The organism is Polaromonas sp., from assembly GCF_039930745.1.
Classification (GTDB): domain Bacteria; phylum Pseudomonadota; class Gammaproteobacteria; order Burkholderiales; family Burkholderiaceae_C; genus Polaromonas.
In genome coordinates, this window is record NZ_JBDTTH010000009.1 from 18777 (window position 1) to 31443 (window position 12667).

General features: G+C 60.1%; 12 protein-coding genes and 1 pseudogene. 6 read left to right on the top strand and 7 right to left on the bottom strand.

Translation table 11 applies throughout. The features are described from left to right. Positions 1–35: 35 nt before the first annotated feature. The 7 genes and pseudogenes from ABI660_RS05210 to ABI660_RS05240 all read right to left on the bottom strand — a co-directional run. Positions 36–534: pseudogene (locus tag ABI660_RS05210) on the bottom strand (SPFH domain-containing protein); the annotation flags it as partial. 162 nt (positions 535–696) lie between these two features. Next, positions 697–1482, bottom strand: coding sequence for a peptidylprolyl isomerase (locus ABI660_RS05215; protein ID WP_348065653.1), 786 nt, complete (start codon positions 1480–1482; stop codon positions 697–699). 68 nt (positions 1483–1550) lie between these two features. Further along, positions 1551–1832 (bottom strand): BolA family protein, encoded by a 282-nt coding sequence (locus ABI660_RS05220; protein WP_348065654.1) that lies wholly within the window; start codon positions 1830–1832, stop codon positions 1551–1553. After that, the gene (locus ABI660_RS05225; protein ID WP_348065656.1) at positions 1829–2374 is read right to left on the bottom strand and encodes a septation protein A; all 546 of its coding nucleotides are present in this window, start codon (positions 2372–2374) and stop codon (positions 1829–1831) included. The genes ABI660_RS05220 and ABI660_RS05225 overlap by 4 nt, the downstream gene beginning before the upstream one ends. Positions 2375–2409: 35 nt before the next feature. Then, complete coding sequence (msrB, locus tag ABI660_RS05230; RefSeq protein ID WP_348065658.1) at positions 2410–2817, bottom strand: peptide-methionine (R)-S-oxide reductase MsrB; 408 nt, start codon at positions 2815–2817, stop codon at positions 2410–2412. A 36-nt stretch (positions 2818–2853) separates the two neighbouring features. Next, positions 2854–4332 carry a protein adenylyltransferase SelO gene (locus ABI660_RS05235; RefSeq protein WP_348065660.1) on the bottom strand — a complete coding sequence of 493 codons (1479 nt, stop codon included), beginning with the start codon at positions 4330–4332 and terminating at the stop codon, positions 2854–2856. Between the two features lie 112 nt (positions 4333–4444). Next, entirely contained in the window at positions 4445–5212 is a 768-nt protein-coding gene (locus ABI660_RS05240) for a Crp/Fnr family transcriptional regulator (RefSeq protein WP_348065662.1), read from the bottom strand. Between the two features lie 241 nt (positions 5213–5453). Between ABI660_RS05240 and ABI660_RS05245 the strand changes: the two genes are divergently transcribed. The 6 genes from ABI660_RS05245 to ABI660_RS05270 all read left to right on the top strand — a co-directional run bounded on the left by ABI660_RS05245 (position 5454) and on the right by ABI660_RS05270 (position 12598). Continuing rightward, positions 5454–7082, top strand: coding sequence for a 3-(methylthio)propionyl-CoA ligase (locus ABI660_RS05245; protein WP_348065664.1), 1629 nt, complete (start codon positions 5454–5456; stop codon positions 7080–7082). A gap of 291 nt (positions 7083–7373) precedes the next feature. Continuing rightward, the gene (locus ABI660_RS05250; protein WP_348065794.1) at positions 7374–8573 is read left to right on the top strand and encodes a branched-chain amino acid ABC transporter substrate-binding protein; all 1200 of its coding nucleotides are present in this window, start codon (positions 7374–7376) and stop codon (positions 8571–8573) included. Positions 8574–8653: 80 nt separating this feature from the next. After that, on the top strand, positions 8654–9688 hold the full coding sequence (locus tag ABI660_RS05255) for a branched-chain amino acid ABC transporter permease (RefSeq protein WP_348065666.1): 1035 nt from the start codon (positions 8654–8656) through the stop codon (positions 9686–9688). Positions 9689–9691: 3 nt separating this feature from the next. Next, on the top strand, positions 9692–10981 hold the full coding sequence (locus tag ABI660_RS05260) for a branched-chain amino acid ABC transporter permease (RefSeq protein ID WP_348065668.1): 1290 nt from the start codon (positions 9692–9694) through the stop codon (positions 10979–10981). A 148-nt stretch (positions 10982–11129) separates the two neighbouring features. Continuing rightward, positions 11130–11900, top strand: coding sequence for an ABC transporter ATP-binding protein (locus tag ABI660_RS05265; protein ID WP_348065670.1), 771 nt, complete (start codon positions 11130–11132; stop codon positions 11898–11900). Positions 11901–11902: 2 nt separating this feature from the next. Continuing rightward, positions 11903–12598: an ABC transporter ATP-binding protein gene (locus tag ABI660_RS05270; protein WP_348065672.1), complete on the top strand. Its 696-nt coding sequence runs from the start codon at positions 11903–11905 to the stop codon at positions 12596–12598. The last annotated feature ends 69 nt before the right edge of the window (positions 12599–12667 follow it).

Consider the following 12667-nt stretch of genomic DNA (forward strand, 5'->3'; position numbering starts at 1 on the left):
CGGCTGAGCGGGCAGCCGTGATCGCCTGTGGGGGCCTATGGATTTTCCGCAGCCTTGTCCTTGCTGAGCACGCGCGCGAGCAGGTCCATGGGCAGCGGAAACACAATGGTGGACGCGCGGTCACCGGCCACCTGCGTCATGGTCTGCAGGTAACGCAGCTGCATCGCTTCGGGTTGCCGCGTCAGCATCTGCGCGGCCTCCAGCAGCGCCACCGTGGCCTGCTTTTCACCTTCGGCATGGATCACCTTGGCACGGCGTTCACGTTCCGCCTCGGCCTGGCGCGCAATGGCCCATGGACTCGTTCAGGTCGATGTGTTTGATCTCGACGTTGATGACCTTGATGCCCCAGGCGTCGGTCCGTGCATCCAGGATTTTCTGCACGTCCAGGTTCAGCCGTTCGCGCTCGGCCAGCATTTCGTCCAGCTCGTGCTTACCGAGTACCACGCGCAGCGTGGTCTGTGCCAGCTGGCTGGTGGCCTGCAGGTAGTTTTCCACCTGAATGATGGCCCTCTGCGGATCGACCACGCGAAAAAAACGACGGCCTTGACCGGAACGTTGTCGTTTTGGGCGAGAGGTGTTTGCGAGGCCTTTGCGCTTGAAACGCCAAACCGGCCGGAGGTGATTTTTCAGATACCGATGACATAAAAAAACGCGGCACAAAGGCCGCGTTTTATTCAGGCTGCCGGCTTGGACCGGTCACTCAACCTTTGCTTTGTCGCGCAGGCCTTGCTGGAAGGCCGCCAGTTTTTGCTGTTGCATCTGCTGCGCGATCTGTGGTTTCAATTCTTCAAACGGAGGCAGTTGGGCCGTGCGGATGTCGTCCACACGTATGACGTGGTAGCCAAACTGGGTCTTCACCGGTGTGTCGGTCAGCTGGCCCTTGCTCATCTTGGTCATGGTTTCCGCGAACTCGGGCACATAGCTGCTCGGGTTGGCCCAGTCCAGGTCGCCGCCGTTGGCGCCGGAGCCGGGGTCTTTGGATGACTTCTTGGCAATCTCTTCAAATTTGCCGCCTTTTTTCAGGCTGGCGATGATGGCCTTGGCTTCGGACTCTTTTTCAACCAGAATGTGGCGCGCCTTGTATTCCTTGCCGCCATTGGCTGTAACGAACTTGTCGTACTCGCCTTTGAGATCGGCGTCGGTCACCGGATTCTTTTTCTGGTAGTCGGCAAACAGTTCACGGATCAGGATGGCCTGGCGTGCCAGTTCCATCTGTGTCTTGAAGTCGTCCGTGGCCGAGAGGCCGAGTTTTTCCGCTTCCTGCATGAACACTTCGCGGGCAATGACCTCTTCCTTGATCTGGCCCTGCATCTCGGGCGTCACAGGGCGGCCGGAACGCGCCAGCTGCTGCGCCAGCGCATCAACGCGGGTTTGAGGCACGGCCTTGCCGTTGACGATGGCGACGTTCTGGGCAAAAGCGCCCGTTGCGCTCATGGCCATCAGGCCGGTGAGGGCGCTGGCCAGTAAAAGATGTTTTTTCATGAGTTTCCTTGGGTAAACGTTGGAAGTTCGAAGGTAGGCGGCCAGTCCGGTTGCCCGGAGGTCGAAGGTCAGGAGGATTCAATGATTTCGATAGCCAGCGCGTGCAGTCCCTGGTCAATGAAATTTTGCAGTGCATCATACACAAGCCGGTGGCAGGCCACGCGGCTTTTGCCGGCAAAGGCCGGGCTGGCAATCCGCACGCGAAAGTGGCTGCCGAAACCCTGGGCATTCGCGCCCGCATGGCCGGCATGCGCGGCGCTTTCATCCAGCACCTCAAGCCGCGTCGGCTGCAACACAGCAATAAGCCGCGCCTCAAGCACATTGGAATGGATGGGCAACACCTCGCTCATGGTTCAGATGACTTTTCTGAAGGTATGTGCTGACCAATCCAAACTGCCTGCATAAGGATGAAAACGAACATGATTCCAGTCATCCCAAAAACTTTAAAAAGGCCCCAAGTTCGCTCTGAGAAGTTAAAAGCTACTACTAAATTCAGCACTCCGAGCAGGAACAATAGAGCTGCCCAACTTAAATTCAGTTTGCCCCAAGCCTTATCAGGCAACTTAACCTGCTCATGCATTAGAAGGCGGATGAAGTTTTTTTTCAGGAACACTGGCCCGATGAGCAGAGTAGTGGCGAACATCCAGTTAATGACGGTCGGTTTCCACTTTATGAACGTAGCGTCATGCAACAACAGCGTAGCAGCCCCAAACACAATGACGATACCCAACGTAAACCATTGAATTCCGCTAACTTTTTTACGGAGTATCAACATAGCGGCGACCTGAATGGTCATCGCAATCATTACAACTGCAGTAGCTGTATAAATATCGAAAAAAAACAGTGCGACTAAAAAGAATACGCCGGGTAGGAAGTCGAAAAGAATTTTCATGGCTGGATTATCGCGAACCTTGGCTGACTAGCTGGTTAGGTGGGCTTGAAATCGAGCGATGCCGAATTCATGCAATAACGCAGCCCGGTGTCGGTGGGACCGTCGGGAAAGACATGGCCCAAGTGCGCGCCGCACTGCGAGCAAACGGTTTCCGTGCGTGTCATGCCGTGGCTGCGGTCCACGATATCGGTGATCGCGCCGGGCACGGCTTCGGAAAAACTCGGCCAGCCGCAACCAGCGTCAAACTTGGTCTTCGCGTCGAACAGCAGGTTGCCGCAGCAAATACAGTGGTAACTGCCGTCGTCCCAAACAGCCTCGTACTTGCCGGTGAAGGCGCGCTCGGTGGCCGCGTGGCGTGTCACCTCAAACGCGCCGGGCTCGGCGCCTTTTTCGGCGAGCAGGGCTTTCCACTCGGCATCGGTTTTCTGGATTTTGTCGGGCATGGTTCTTCTACCTTTCGAGACGATCTTTAATCCTGCTTACGAACTGCAGCTGATTTCAATGCCGGCCGCCCAGTCGGGCGGAAAGCCGGCGTGGCTGTCATGGCCGGGATGCTCTTCAAATGGGGCCTGAAGCAGGGTCAGCAAGGTATTGACACCGGAGAAATCTTTTAGTTTCGCGGCCTGGATGGCCTGCTCGCCGAGGTGATTGCGCAGCACGTACCTGGGGTTGGTTTTAAGCATCAAATCAGCCTGCAGCCCAATATCCACTGGCGCAAGTCGCTCCGAATATTGTAGCGCCCAGGCATCGTACCCGACGCGGTCAAGGAATAGGTCGCGCACCACTTCGTGCCCCTGAGGGGTGTGGAAGTGGCAGAGTCGGCGCCAGAAAATGGTGTAGTCCACCTTGTCCGCGGCCAGCAGTTTGAAGGCATTTTCGATCAGCGTTTTGTCCTCGGGGCGCGCGTCCGGCAGGCCCAGCTTGGCGCGCATGCGGGCTTCCAGCGCCTGCGGAAACACGGTTTTATAAGACTCCAGCGCAGCCAGCGCCTGCTCCTGTTCCTCTATCAACGGCAACAAGGCCTGGCCGAGGCAAAACAGGTTCCAGTAAGCGATATTGGGTTGCTTGTTGTAGGCATAACGGCCCTGGGTATCCGAGTGGTTGCAGATATGCCCGGGGTCAAAAGCATCGAGGAACTGGAAAGGGCCGTAATCGATGGTCAGGCCCAGGATGCTCATGTTGTCGGTGTTCATCACACCGTGGCAGAAGCCGACGGACTGCCAAGCGGCCATCAGCTTGGCCGTGCGTTCGCTGACGGCCTGCAGCAGGGCGGCATACGGCTGCGCGCTCTCGCGGCAAGCGGGGTAAAAACTGTCGATCACAAAGTCGGCCAGGGTTTTGAGCTGCTCATGCTGCCCGCTGTAGCTGAAATGCTCGAAGTGGCCGAAACGGATGAAACTGGGCGAGGTGCGCGTCACCACGGCGGCCGTTTCGATTTCCTCGCGCCGGACCCTGGCATCCGAACCGGTGACACACAGGGCGCGCGTGGTTGGAATGCCCAGGCCCTGCATGGCCTCTGAACACAGGTATTCGCGGATGGAGCTGCGCAGTACCGCGCGGCCATCGCCCATGCGTGAATACGGCGTCATGCCCGCCCCTTTGAGCTGGACTTCTTGAGGACCGTTGGCGGTCTCAAGCTCGCCAAGCAGGATGGCCCGGCCATCGCCGAGCTGTCCAGCCCATTGGCCGAACTGGTGGCCGCTGTAGACGCTGGCCAACGGCCGCGCGCCCTGCACGAGCTGGTTGCCAGTGAACAGCGCCAGTGCTGCCTGCGATTCGAACCAGGGCTGTTCCAGCCCCATTTCGCGCGCCAGGGCCTGGTTGCGGCTCACCCAGTAAGGCGATGGCAGAGGAGTGGGTTGGAGCTCGGTGAAAAAGTCCGGTCCCAGCGCGGCGAAGCGGTTGTTCCATGCCAGGCCCGGGATGGCCGCAGGAGAATCCATGATGACTGCGTTCATCTCCTCATTGTCCTACGCAGCCAACAGCCCCGTGCACGCGGGGTTAAAGGCGCTCTGGCGCATTCTTCGACAAGCTCAGGATGAGCGAAAGATGGAAGATCGTGATTTCCCTTCAAGCAGGGGCCGCGGGTCCGGCTTTGCCGGCCCGCAGGCGCAGCGCCCCCTCGGGGGGCAGCGCAGTACGCGAAGCGACAAGCGTGGGGGCCTTGGCGTACGCCGCCAGCCCTTGCTCGTCCAGCATCGCCACCCGGCCAAACTCCAGCGACACCAGGCCCCGCTGCTCCATCGACTTGAGAGCCCGGTTCACCGTCTGCCGCGACAGGCCGGCGAGGTGCCCGAGTTCTTCCTGCGAGAGCACCAGCCGGCGCCGGCCCTGCCAGAACACACGGCTCAGGTACAGGGCCACGCGCTGCTCAGGTGAGCGCAGGCGTTCCGCCTCGATGATGGTCATGGCCTGGCCCAGGCGCCGGTTCAGGTGCGCAACCAGGAAGTGATTGAAGGGCAGGCAGTGCGCCAGCAATTCGTCGAACTGGGCGCGCGGCAGGCACAGCAGCAAGGTGTCGCGCAGGGCAATCACGTCATAACGGCGCGGCTCGGTCTTCAGGACCGAGCCCTCGCCAAACCACTCGCCATCGGGTACACCCAGGAAGGCCGACACCTTGCCTGCGGGGGAGGTGCTCTGCAGCTTGACCAGCCCCGACAGCACCGCGTACCACCCCTTGACGGGCGAGCCTTCGGCCAGCATGACTTCCCCCTTGTGGCCGGCCAGGATGAGGCTGCGTTCCAGCAGGCGCGTCTGGGTGTCGGCGGGCAGGGCGGCAAACCACGGCTGGCTGCGCAGGAAGCGGTGCTGGGGGAAAGCGGTGTCTTCAAAGGGCATGGCTGCGATTGTCCTCGTCCGTGCAGCGTTTGCGTCTTTTTTGCCGGTTCCGGGTTTGTACCTACAAACTGTCGCAGCAACGACAAGCCTTGTTCGTCAGGCAGTGCCGGTCCATAGTCCGCGGTGGCGTCGCTGGCGAGGCCGCGGAAAATTCCGCTGCCTCGCCTTGCGGGCGTTACCATGCCCTTTCCGGCACAGCCGGATGGAACAGAATTTTTACCGGGCAAAAAGGAGACAAGCCATGTTGGGTTTGATGCAAAACCAGCCGTTGCTGATTTCATCGCTGATTGATTTTGCAGAGCGCCACCACGGGGACGCCGAAATTGTTTCGCGCCGCGTGGAAGGCGATATTCACCGCTATACCTACCGGGACGTGGCGCGCCGCTCGCGCCAGGTAGCCAAGGCGCTGGACGCACTCAAGCTGCAGTTCAGCGACCGTATTGCCACCCTGGCCTGGAACGGCTACCGGCACCTGGAACTGTACTTCGGCGTCAGTGGGTCTGGCCGCGTGCTGCACACGCTGAATCCGCGGCTGCACCCGGACCTGGTGTCCTGGATCGCTAACCACGCGGAAGACCAAGTGCTGTTTTTCGACATGTCTTTCCTGCCGCTGGTCCAGGCCTTCCATGCGAAATGCAACACCATCAAGCATTACATCGCGCTGTGTGACGCCGACAAGTTGCCAGCCGACAGCGGCATCCCCAACCTCAGCAGCTACGAGGCCTGGATTGCCCCGCATTCACCCGATTACGTCTGGCCCAGCTTCGACGAAAACTCGGCTTCGAGCATGTGCTACACCAGCGGCACCACGGGCAACCCCAAGGCCGCGCTGTACAGCCACCGCTCGACCATCCTGCATGCCTATGCGGCGGCCTTGCCGGACGTGATGTGCCTGAGCGCACGCGATTCCATCCTGCCCGTGGTCCCCATGTTCCACGTCAACGCCTGGGGTATACCTTACTCAGCCGCGCTGACCGGCGCCAAGCTGGTGTTCCCCGGTCCGGCGCTGGATGGCAAGTCGATTTATGAACTCATCGAAGCCGAGAAGGTGTCTTACGCCGCCGGCGTGCCCACCGTCTGGCAAATGATGCTGGGCCACATGAAGCCGGCCGGCCTGAAATTTTCAACCCTCAAGCGCACCGTGATCGGCGGTTCGGCCTGTCCGCCCGCGATGATCCACGCCTTCCAGGAAGACTACGGCGTCGAGGTGCTGCATGCCTGGGGCATGACGGAAATGTCGCCACTCGGCACACTGTGCACGCTGAAGAACAAACATCTCACGATGTCCAAAGACGAGCAGATGAAGATACGCCTGAAGCAGGGGCGGGCCATCTATGGCGTGGACATGAAGATCGTCGATCCGGAGAGCAAGGAAATTGCCTGGGACGGCAAGGCTTTCGGCGACCTGTATGTCAAGGGGCCGTGGATCGTGGCCGAGTATTTCAAAGGCGAAGGCGGCGACCCACTGGTGAACGGCTGGTTTCCGACTGGCGACGTCGCCACCATCGACTCCGATGGTTACATGCAGATCACCGACCGCAGCAAGGACGTGATCAAGTCCGGTGGCGAGTGGATCAGCTCCATCGACATTGAAAACATCGCGGTCGCGCACCCGGCCGTGGCCATGGCTGCGTGTATCGGTGTCAGTCATCCCAAGTGGGACGAGCGACCCATCATTGCCGTGGTCAAGAAGCCGGGCGCCGAGGTCACGCGCGAAGAACTGATCAAGTTTTACGAAGGCAAGACGGCCAAGTGGCAGATTCCTGACGACGTGGTTTTTGTTGATGCCATTCCGCTGGGCGCTACCGGCAAGATGCTCAAAACCCGCTTGCGCGAGCAACTCAAGGACTACAAATTGCCCTCCGCCTGAGGCTGGTGTGCGCCCCAATGTGGCCTGCATGAGGGTGTCGCCTTGGCGATAGAAACACCCCGTGCTTAGGGGCAATCCCTGACCGCTGCACCGCACAAAACTTGTACGCTCGATTCATTGCTGCATTGTTGATTACCAAGGAGACATTTCATGAGATTTCAGTTGAAACATATCGCCGTGGCCACCGTTTTTGCGTGCGCCGGAAGCGCCTTTGCGCAAACGGCCGCACCGGCCAAACCAGCGACGCCAGCGGCCAAGGCTGCCCCTGCGGCCAAAGCCGCTCCAGCCAAAATGGCCGGCGCGCCGATGTTCGCGGCCGGGCCGCTCAAGGGCGAAACCGTCAAGCTTGTCAGGATTGACCCTTTGACCGGGTTGCTGGGGCCGGTGGGTGTCGCCCAGAGCAAGGGCTATCAGTTTTTTGCCGAAAAATACAGCGGTACTGGCAACCCCGCCGGTGTGAAATTCGAGTTCTCAACCATCGACAACAAGCTCAGCCCGGCAGAAAGCCTGAATGCGCTAAAAGCGGCCATCGACCAGGGCGTGCGCTACATCATCCAGGGCAACGGTTCCTCGGTGGCACTGGCCTTGACCGATGCGATTAGCAAGCACAACGAGCGCAACCCGGGCAAAGAGGTGATGTATCTCAATGACTCCGCCGTGGACCCGGACCTGACCAACAGCAAATGCAACTACTGGCACTTCCGCTTTGATGCAGACACGTCAATGAAGATGGAAGCCATGTCCAGTTTCATGGCGGACCAGAAAGACATCAAGAAAATCTACCTGCTGAACCAGAACTACTCGCACGGCCACCAGGTCGTCAAGTACGCCAAGGAGTCTCTGGGGCGCAAGCGCCCGGACATCCAGTTCGTCGGTGAAGACCTGCACCCCCTCGCGCAGACGCGTGACTTTGCCCCCTACATCGCCAAGATCAAGGCTTCAGGCGCCGACACGGTGATCACCGGCAACTGGGGCTCCGACCTCTCGCTGCTGATCAAGGCCGCCAACGAAAATGGCTACACCGGCAAGTTCTTCACCTACTACGCCGGCGTCACAGGCACGCCAACGGCTCTGGGCCAGAACGGCGCCGGCCGCGTCTATCAGATTGCCTACAACCACTACAACATGGGCGGGCAGATGGAAAAGTGGATGAAGGAGTTCAACACCAAGTACAACGACGACTTCTACACGGGCTCCACCATCCGCATCTACGAAATGCTGGGTGCGGCCATGGCCAAGGCCAAGTCCACGGACCCCGTGAAGGTGGCAGCGGCGATGGAAGGTCTGCGGGTGCAGAGCTTCAACGGCGAGGTGGAGATGCGCAAGACAGATCACCAGCTGCAGCAGCCGCTGTACATGTCGGTCTGGCAAAAGGCTGATGCCAAGAGCCCTTACAGCCCCGAGAAGACCGGCATGACCCTGGCACTGCTCAAGGAGTACCCGAACTATGTGTCGAGCACGCCGACCAGCTGCCAGATGAAACGCCCCTGATCACGCGCGCCTGAACCAGAGCCCGAGCGGGTTGCCGTATCGGGCTCTTTCATTTTTACCGGTGAGAAAGGTTAGCTGGAATGGAGTTTTTCATTATCTCGATGCTGAACGGGCTGAGCTACGGGCTTTTGCTGTTCATGCTGAGTTCCGGGCTCACGCTGATTTTCAGCATGATGGGCGTGCTGAATTTTGCGCACGCCAGCTTCTACATGCTGGGCGCCTATGTGGGTTACACCGTGGCCCAGTTTGTCGGGTTCTGGCCGGCACTTCTTATCGCGCCCCTGGTGGTTGGCGCACTGGGCGCCCTGTTTGAGCGGGTGAGCCTGCGCAAGGTGCACAAGTTCGGCCATGTGCCCGAACTGCTGATCACTTTCGGCCTGTCCTATGTGATTGTTGAACTGGTACAGCTGATCTGGGGCCGCATCGCCCTGGAATTCCATCCTCCTGCAGTGCTGCAGGGCCCGGCATTCACCTTGATCAACGATTCCATCAAGGGACTGAGCCTGCACTGGGGCGCGGCGCCTGCCGAGCTCTGCAGTGCCGCCGACGCTGCGGTGCGCATTGTCTGCTCGCCTTTTCCCGCCACGCGCGGCTTCATGATGCTGGTAGCGCTGGTGATGCTGGGTTCCGTCTGGCTGTTGCTGACCCGTACCCGTATCGGCCTGGTGATCCAGGCGGCCCTCACGCACCCGGAAGCGGTCGAATCGCTTGGTCACAACGTGCCGCGCGTGTTCATGCTGGTATTCGGCGCCGGCTCGGCCCTAGCCGGCCTGGCCGGCGTGATTGGCGGCAGCACCTTCCTCACCGAACCGGCAATGGCTGCCACCGTGGGTTCTGTCATCTTCGTGGTGGTGGTGGTGGGCGGCATGGGGTCTCTGTCTGGGGCCTTTGTGGCTTCGCTGCTGATCGGCGTGATCCAGACATTTGCGGTGGCTTTCGACTATTCGCTGGCCACCCTGGCCCAGCAGATCGGCTTGCCGCTCAGTGCCGGCGTGGCCAACAACTCCTACATCAAACTCACCCTGTCGCAAGTGGCCCCCATCCTTCCTTATCTTTTCCTGGTGCTCATCCTGATCTTCAGGCCCCGTGGCCTGCTTGGCAAGCGGGAGGGCTGAGGCATGAAAACGCATTATCAATTTGCCCCTCTCAATATCGGGCGCTGGCTGACGTGGGGCCTGTTCGCGCTGCTGCTTGTGATGGCTCCGATGCTGTTTGGCAGCGGCCTGGCCATGACCGTGCTCTCGCAGATGGGCATTGCCATCATCGCCTGCCTGTCTTACAACATGCTGCTGGGGCAGGGCGGCATGCTCAGCTTCGGGCATGCGGTTTATACCGGCCTGGGGTCTTTCCTGGCCATCCACGCGCTGAACAGCGTGACTGACGGCTCCCTGCCTCTGCCGGTGTCGCTCGTGCCACTGGTCGGCGGCTTGGCGGGAGCAGGTTTCGCGGTACTGTTTGGTTACGTGACCACGCGCAAGTCCGGGACGACCTTCGCCATGATCACGCTGGGCTTGGGCGAGCTTGTTTTTGCCCTGTCGCTGATGATCCCCGAGTTTTTTGGCGGCGAGGGCGGTGTTTCCGGCAACCGCGTCACCGGGCCTGCACGTCTGGGCATCACCTTTGGCCCGCAGGTCCAGGTTTACTACCTGATAGCCGCGTACACCTTTGTCGCGGTGGGCGCCATGTTTGCCTTTACCCGCACGCCGCTGGGCCGCATGCTCAATGCCGTGCGCGACAACCCCGAACGTGTCGAATTTGTGGGTTACGACACGCAGAAAGTGCGCTATATCGCCTTCATCATTGCCGGTTTTTTTGCCGGCATATCAGGCGGGCTGGCGGCGCTGAACTTCGAGATTGTCACTGCGGAGGTGGTGGGTGCCGCACGTTCAGGGGCCTACCTGCTGTTCACCTTTCTCGGCGGCGCCACTTTTTTCTTCGGTCCCATCATCGGCGGCATCCTGATGGTGCTGGCTTTTGTGCTGCTGTCGGAGTTCACCAAGGCCTGGCTGCTCTATCTGGGTCTGATCTTCCTCTTCATGGTCATGTACGCGCCCGGGGGGATTGCGAGCCTGATCATGATGAACCTGCGCGTGGCCGCGTTCGGCAAGCTCAGGCAGCTCTGGGTCAGCTATCTCGCGCTTGCCATCACGGCACTCATCCTGATGGTCGGCGCCGCGGCCATGATCGAAATGGTTTACCACCTCCAACTCAACACCGCGCTGGGCTCCGAGCTGCGCTTCCTGGGGATTCCGCTGGACTCCAAAGGGCTGAACAGCTGGTTCGGCGCCGCCTTCGTCACGCTGACCGGCCTGGGCCTGTTCGAGGTCACGCGGCGGCAGTTCCTTCGCGAATGGGGCGAAATCCAGGAATACATTGAAAAAGAAATCAAGCGCAGGGAGGCACTATGAGCCCCCACGCTTGTCACTTCGTGTACTTCGCTGCCCCCCGGGGGGGCGCTGCGCCTGCGGCCCGGCAAAGCCGGTTCCGCGGCCCCGGCTGGTACAGACGGTACCCTGGCCCCGCCGTGTACGGCGCACTGGCTGGGTGGGAAGCAATATGACCTACGCACTTGAACTGAAAGACCTGCGCAAGAGTTTCGGAAAGACCGAAATCATCCGCGGCGTCAATCTCGCAGTGACTGCCGGCGAAAGGGTCGGCATCATCGGCCCTAACGGCGCCGGAAAATCCACGCTGTTCAACCTCATCAGCGGGCGCTTCGCTCCAAGCAGCGGCGAAGTGCTGCTCAACGGCCAGCGCATTGATGGCAAGAAGCCGTTTGAAATCAACCGGGCCGGCCTGTCGCGCAGCTTCCAGATCACCAACATCTTCCCCAAGCTCAGCGTGTTCGAGAACCTGCGCTGCGGCGTGCTCTGGAGCCTGGGCTACAAGTACACCTTCCTGAAGTTCCTGGCCGACCTGGACGATGCGAACGACCGTGCCGACGAGTTGATGAAGATGATCAAGCTGGACAAAAAACGCGATGTGCTGGCCATCAACCTGACCTATGCCGAGCAGCGCGCGCTGGAGATCGGCATCACCATCGCCGGCGGCGCCAATGTCATCCTGCTCGATGAACCGACCGCGGGGATGAGCCGCAGTGAAACCACCCGCTTCATCAAGCTGATCAAGGAAGTCACGGTCGGCAAGACCCTGCTCACCGTGGAACACGACATGGGTGTGGTGTTTGGCCTGGCCGACAAGATTGCTGTCGTGGTGTATGGCGAGGTGCTGGCTTTCGATGTGCCCGAAGCGGTGCGGGCCAATCCGCGCGTGCAGGAGGCCTATCTAGGTTCTGCCGTAGCCGATTCCCAGGCGGGAGGACACTGACCATGCTCAAGATAGAAAACCTCCACGCCTATTACGGCAAGAGCCATGTACTGCACGGCGTGCACTTTGACGTGCAGCCCGGTGAAATCGTGGCCCTGCTGGGGCGCAATGGCTCCGGCCGCTCCACCACAGCCAAGGCCATCATGGGCTTGGTTGAATGTGAAGGCGACATTCAATGGAAGGGCAGACAAATCGTCGGCCAAAAGGCCTACGAGGTGGCGCATCTTGGCATTGGCTACGTTCCCGAGAATCGCGATATTTTCCCTACCCTGACCGTGCACCAGAACCTGATGCTGGGCCAGAAGGGAAAAGGCAAGGGCAGCCGCTGGTCGTTTGAAGACATGTACCAGATGTTTCCGCGCCTCCGGGAGCGCCAGCACACCGAAGCCGGCGTGCTTTCGGGCGGCGAGCAGCAGATGCTCACCCTATGCCGCACGCTGATGGGCGATCCGGACCTGATCATCATCGACGAGCCCACTGAAGGCCTGGCCCCCAAAATTGTCGAGCTGGTCGGGCAATACCTGCAGACTCTCAAAGCCAAGGGCATTTCGGTTCTGCTCATCGAGCAAAAACTGACCATTGCGATGGCTATTTCCGACCGCGCACTGGTCATGGGGCATGGGAGTATCGTGTTCCAGGGCACGCCGGACAGCCTGCGCGCCGATACCTACATCCGCAAGGAGTGGCTGGAAGTCTGAGCCCCTTGTCACAGCTGGGACAAGGCGGATGGGGGCAAGGGTTGCACTGCAACATAAGCCCTCTACAAT

Excerpts from the sequence above, each read along its gene's own strand:
- ABI660_RS05215 (WP_348065653.1), bottom strand. The coding sequence starts at position 1,482 with ATGAAAAAACATCTTTTACTGGCCAGCGCCCTCACCGGCCTGATGGCC.
- ABI660_RS05220 (WP_348065654.1), bottom strand. The coding sequence starts at position 1,832 with ATGAGCGAGGTGTTGCCCATCCATTCCAATGTGCTTGAGGCGCGGCTT.
- ABI660_RS05225 (WP_348065656.1), bottom strand. The coding sequence starts at position 2,374 with ATGAAAATTCTTTTCGACTTCCTACCCGGCGTATTCTTTTTAGTCGCA.
- msrB (WP_348065658.1), bottom strand. The coding sequence starts at position 2,817 with ATGCCCGACAAAATCCAGAAAACCGATGCCGAGTGGAAAGCCCTGCTC.
- ABI660_RS05235 (WP_348065660.1), bottom strand. The coding sequence starts at position 4,332 with ATGAACGCAGTCATCATGGATTCTCCTGCGGCCATCCCGGGCCTGGCA.
- ABI660_RS05240 (WP_348065662.1), bottom strand. The coding sequence starts at position 5,212 with ATGCCCTTTGAAGACACCGCTTTCCCCCAGCACCGCTTCCTGCGCAGC.
- ABI660_RS05245 (WP_348065664.1), top strand. The coding sequence starts at position 5,454 with ATGTTGGGTTTGATGCAAAACCAGCCGTTGCTGATTTCATCGCTGATT.
- ABI660_RS05250 (WP_348065794.1), top strand. The coding sequence starts at position 7,374 with ATGGCCGGCGCGCCGATGTTCGCGGCCGGGCCGCTCAAGGGCGAAACC.
- ABI660_RS05255 (WP_348065666.1), top strand. The coding sequence starts at position 8,654 with ATGGAGTTTTTCATTATCTCGATGCTGAACGGGCTGAGCTACGGGCTT.
- ABI660_RS05260 (WP_348065668.1), top strand. The coding sequence starts at position 9,692 with ATGAAAACGCATTATCAATTTGCCCCTCTCAATATCGGGCGCTGGCTG.
- ABI660_RS05265 (WP_348065670.1), top strand. The coding sequence starts at position 11,130 with ATGACCTACGCACTTGAACTGAAAGACCTGCGCAAGAGTTTCGGAAAG.
- ABI660_RS05270 (WP_348065672.1), top strand. The coding sequence starts at position 11,903 with ATGCTCAAGATAGAAAACCTCCACGCCTATTACGGCAAGAGCCATGTA.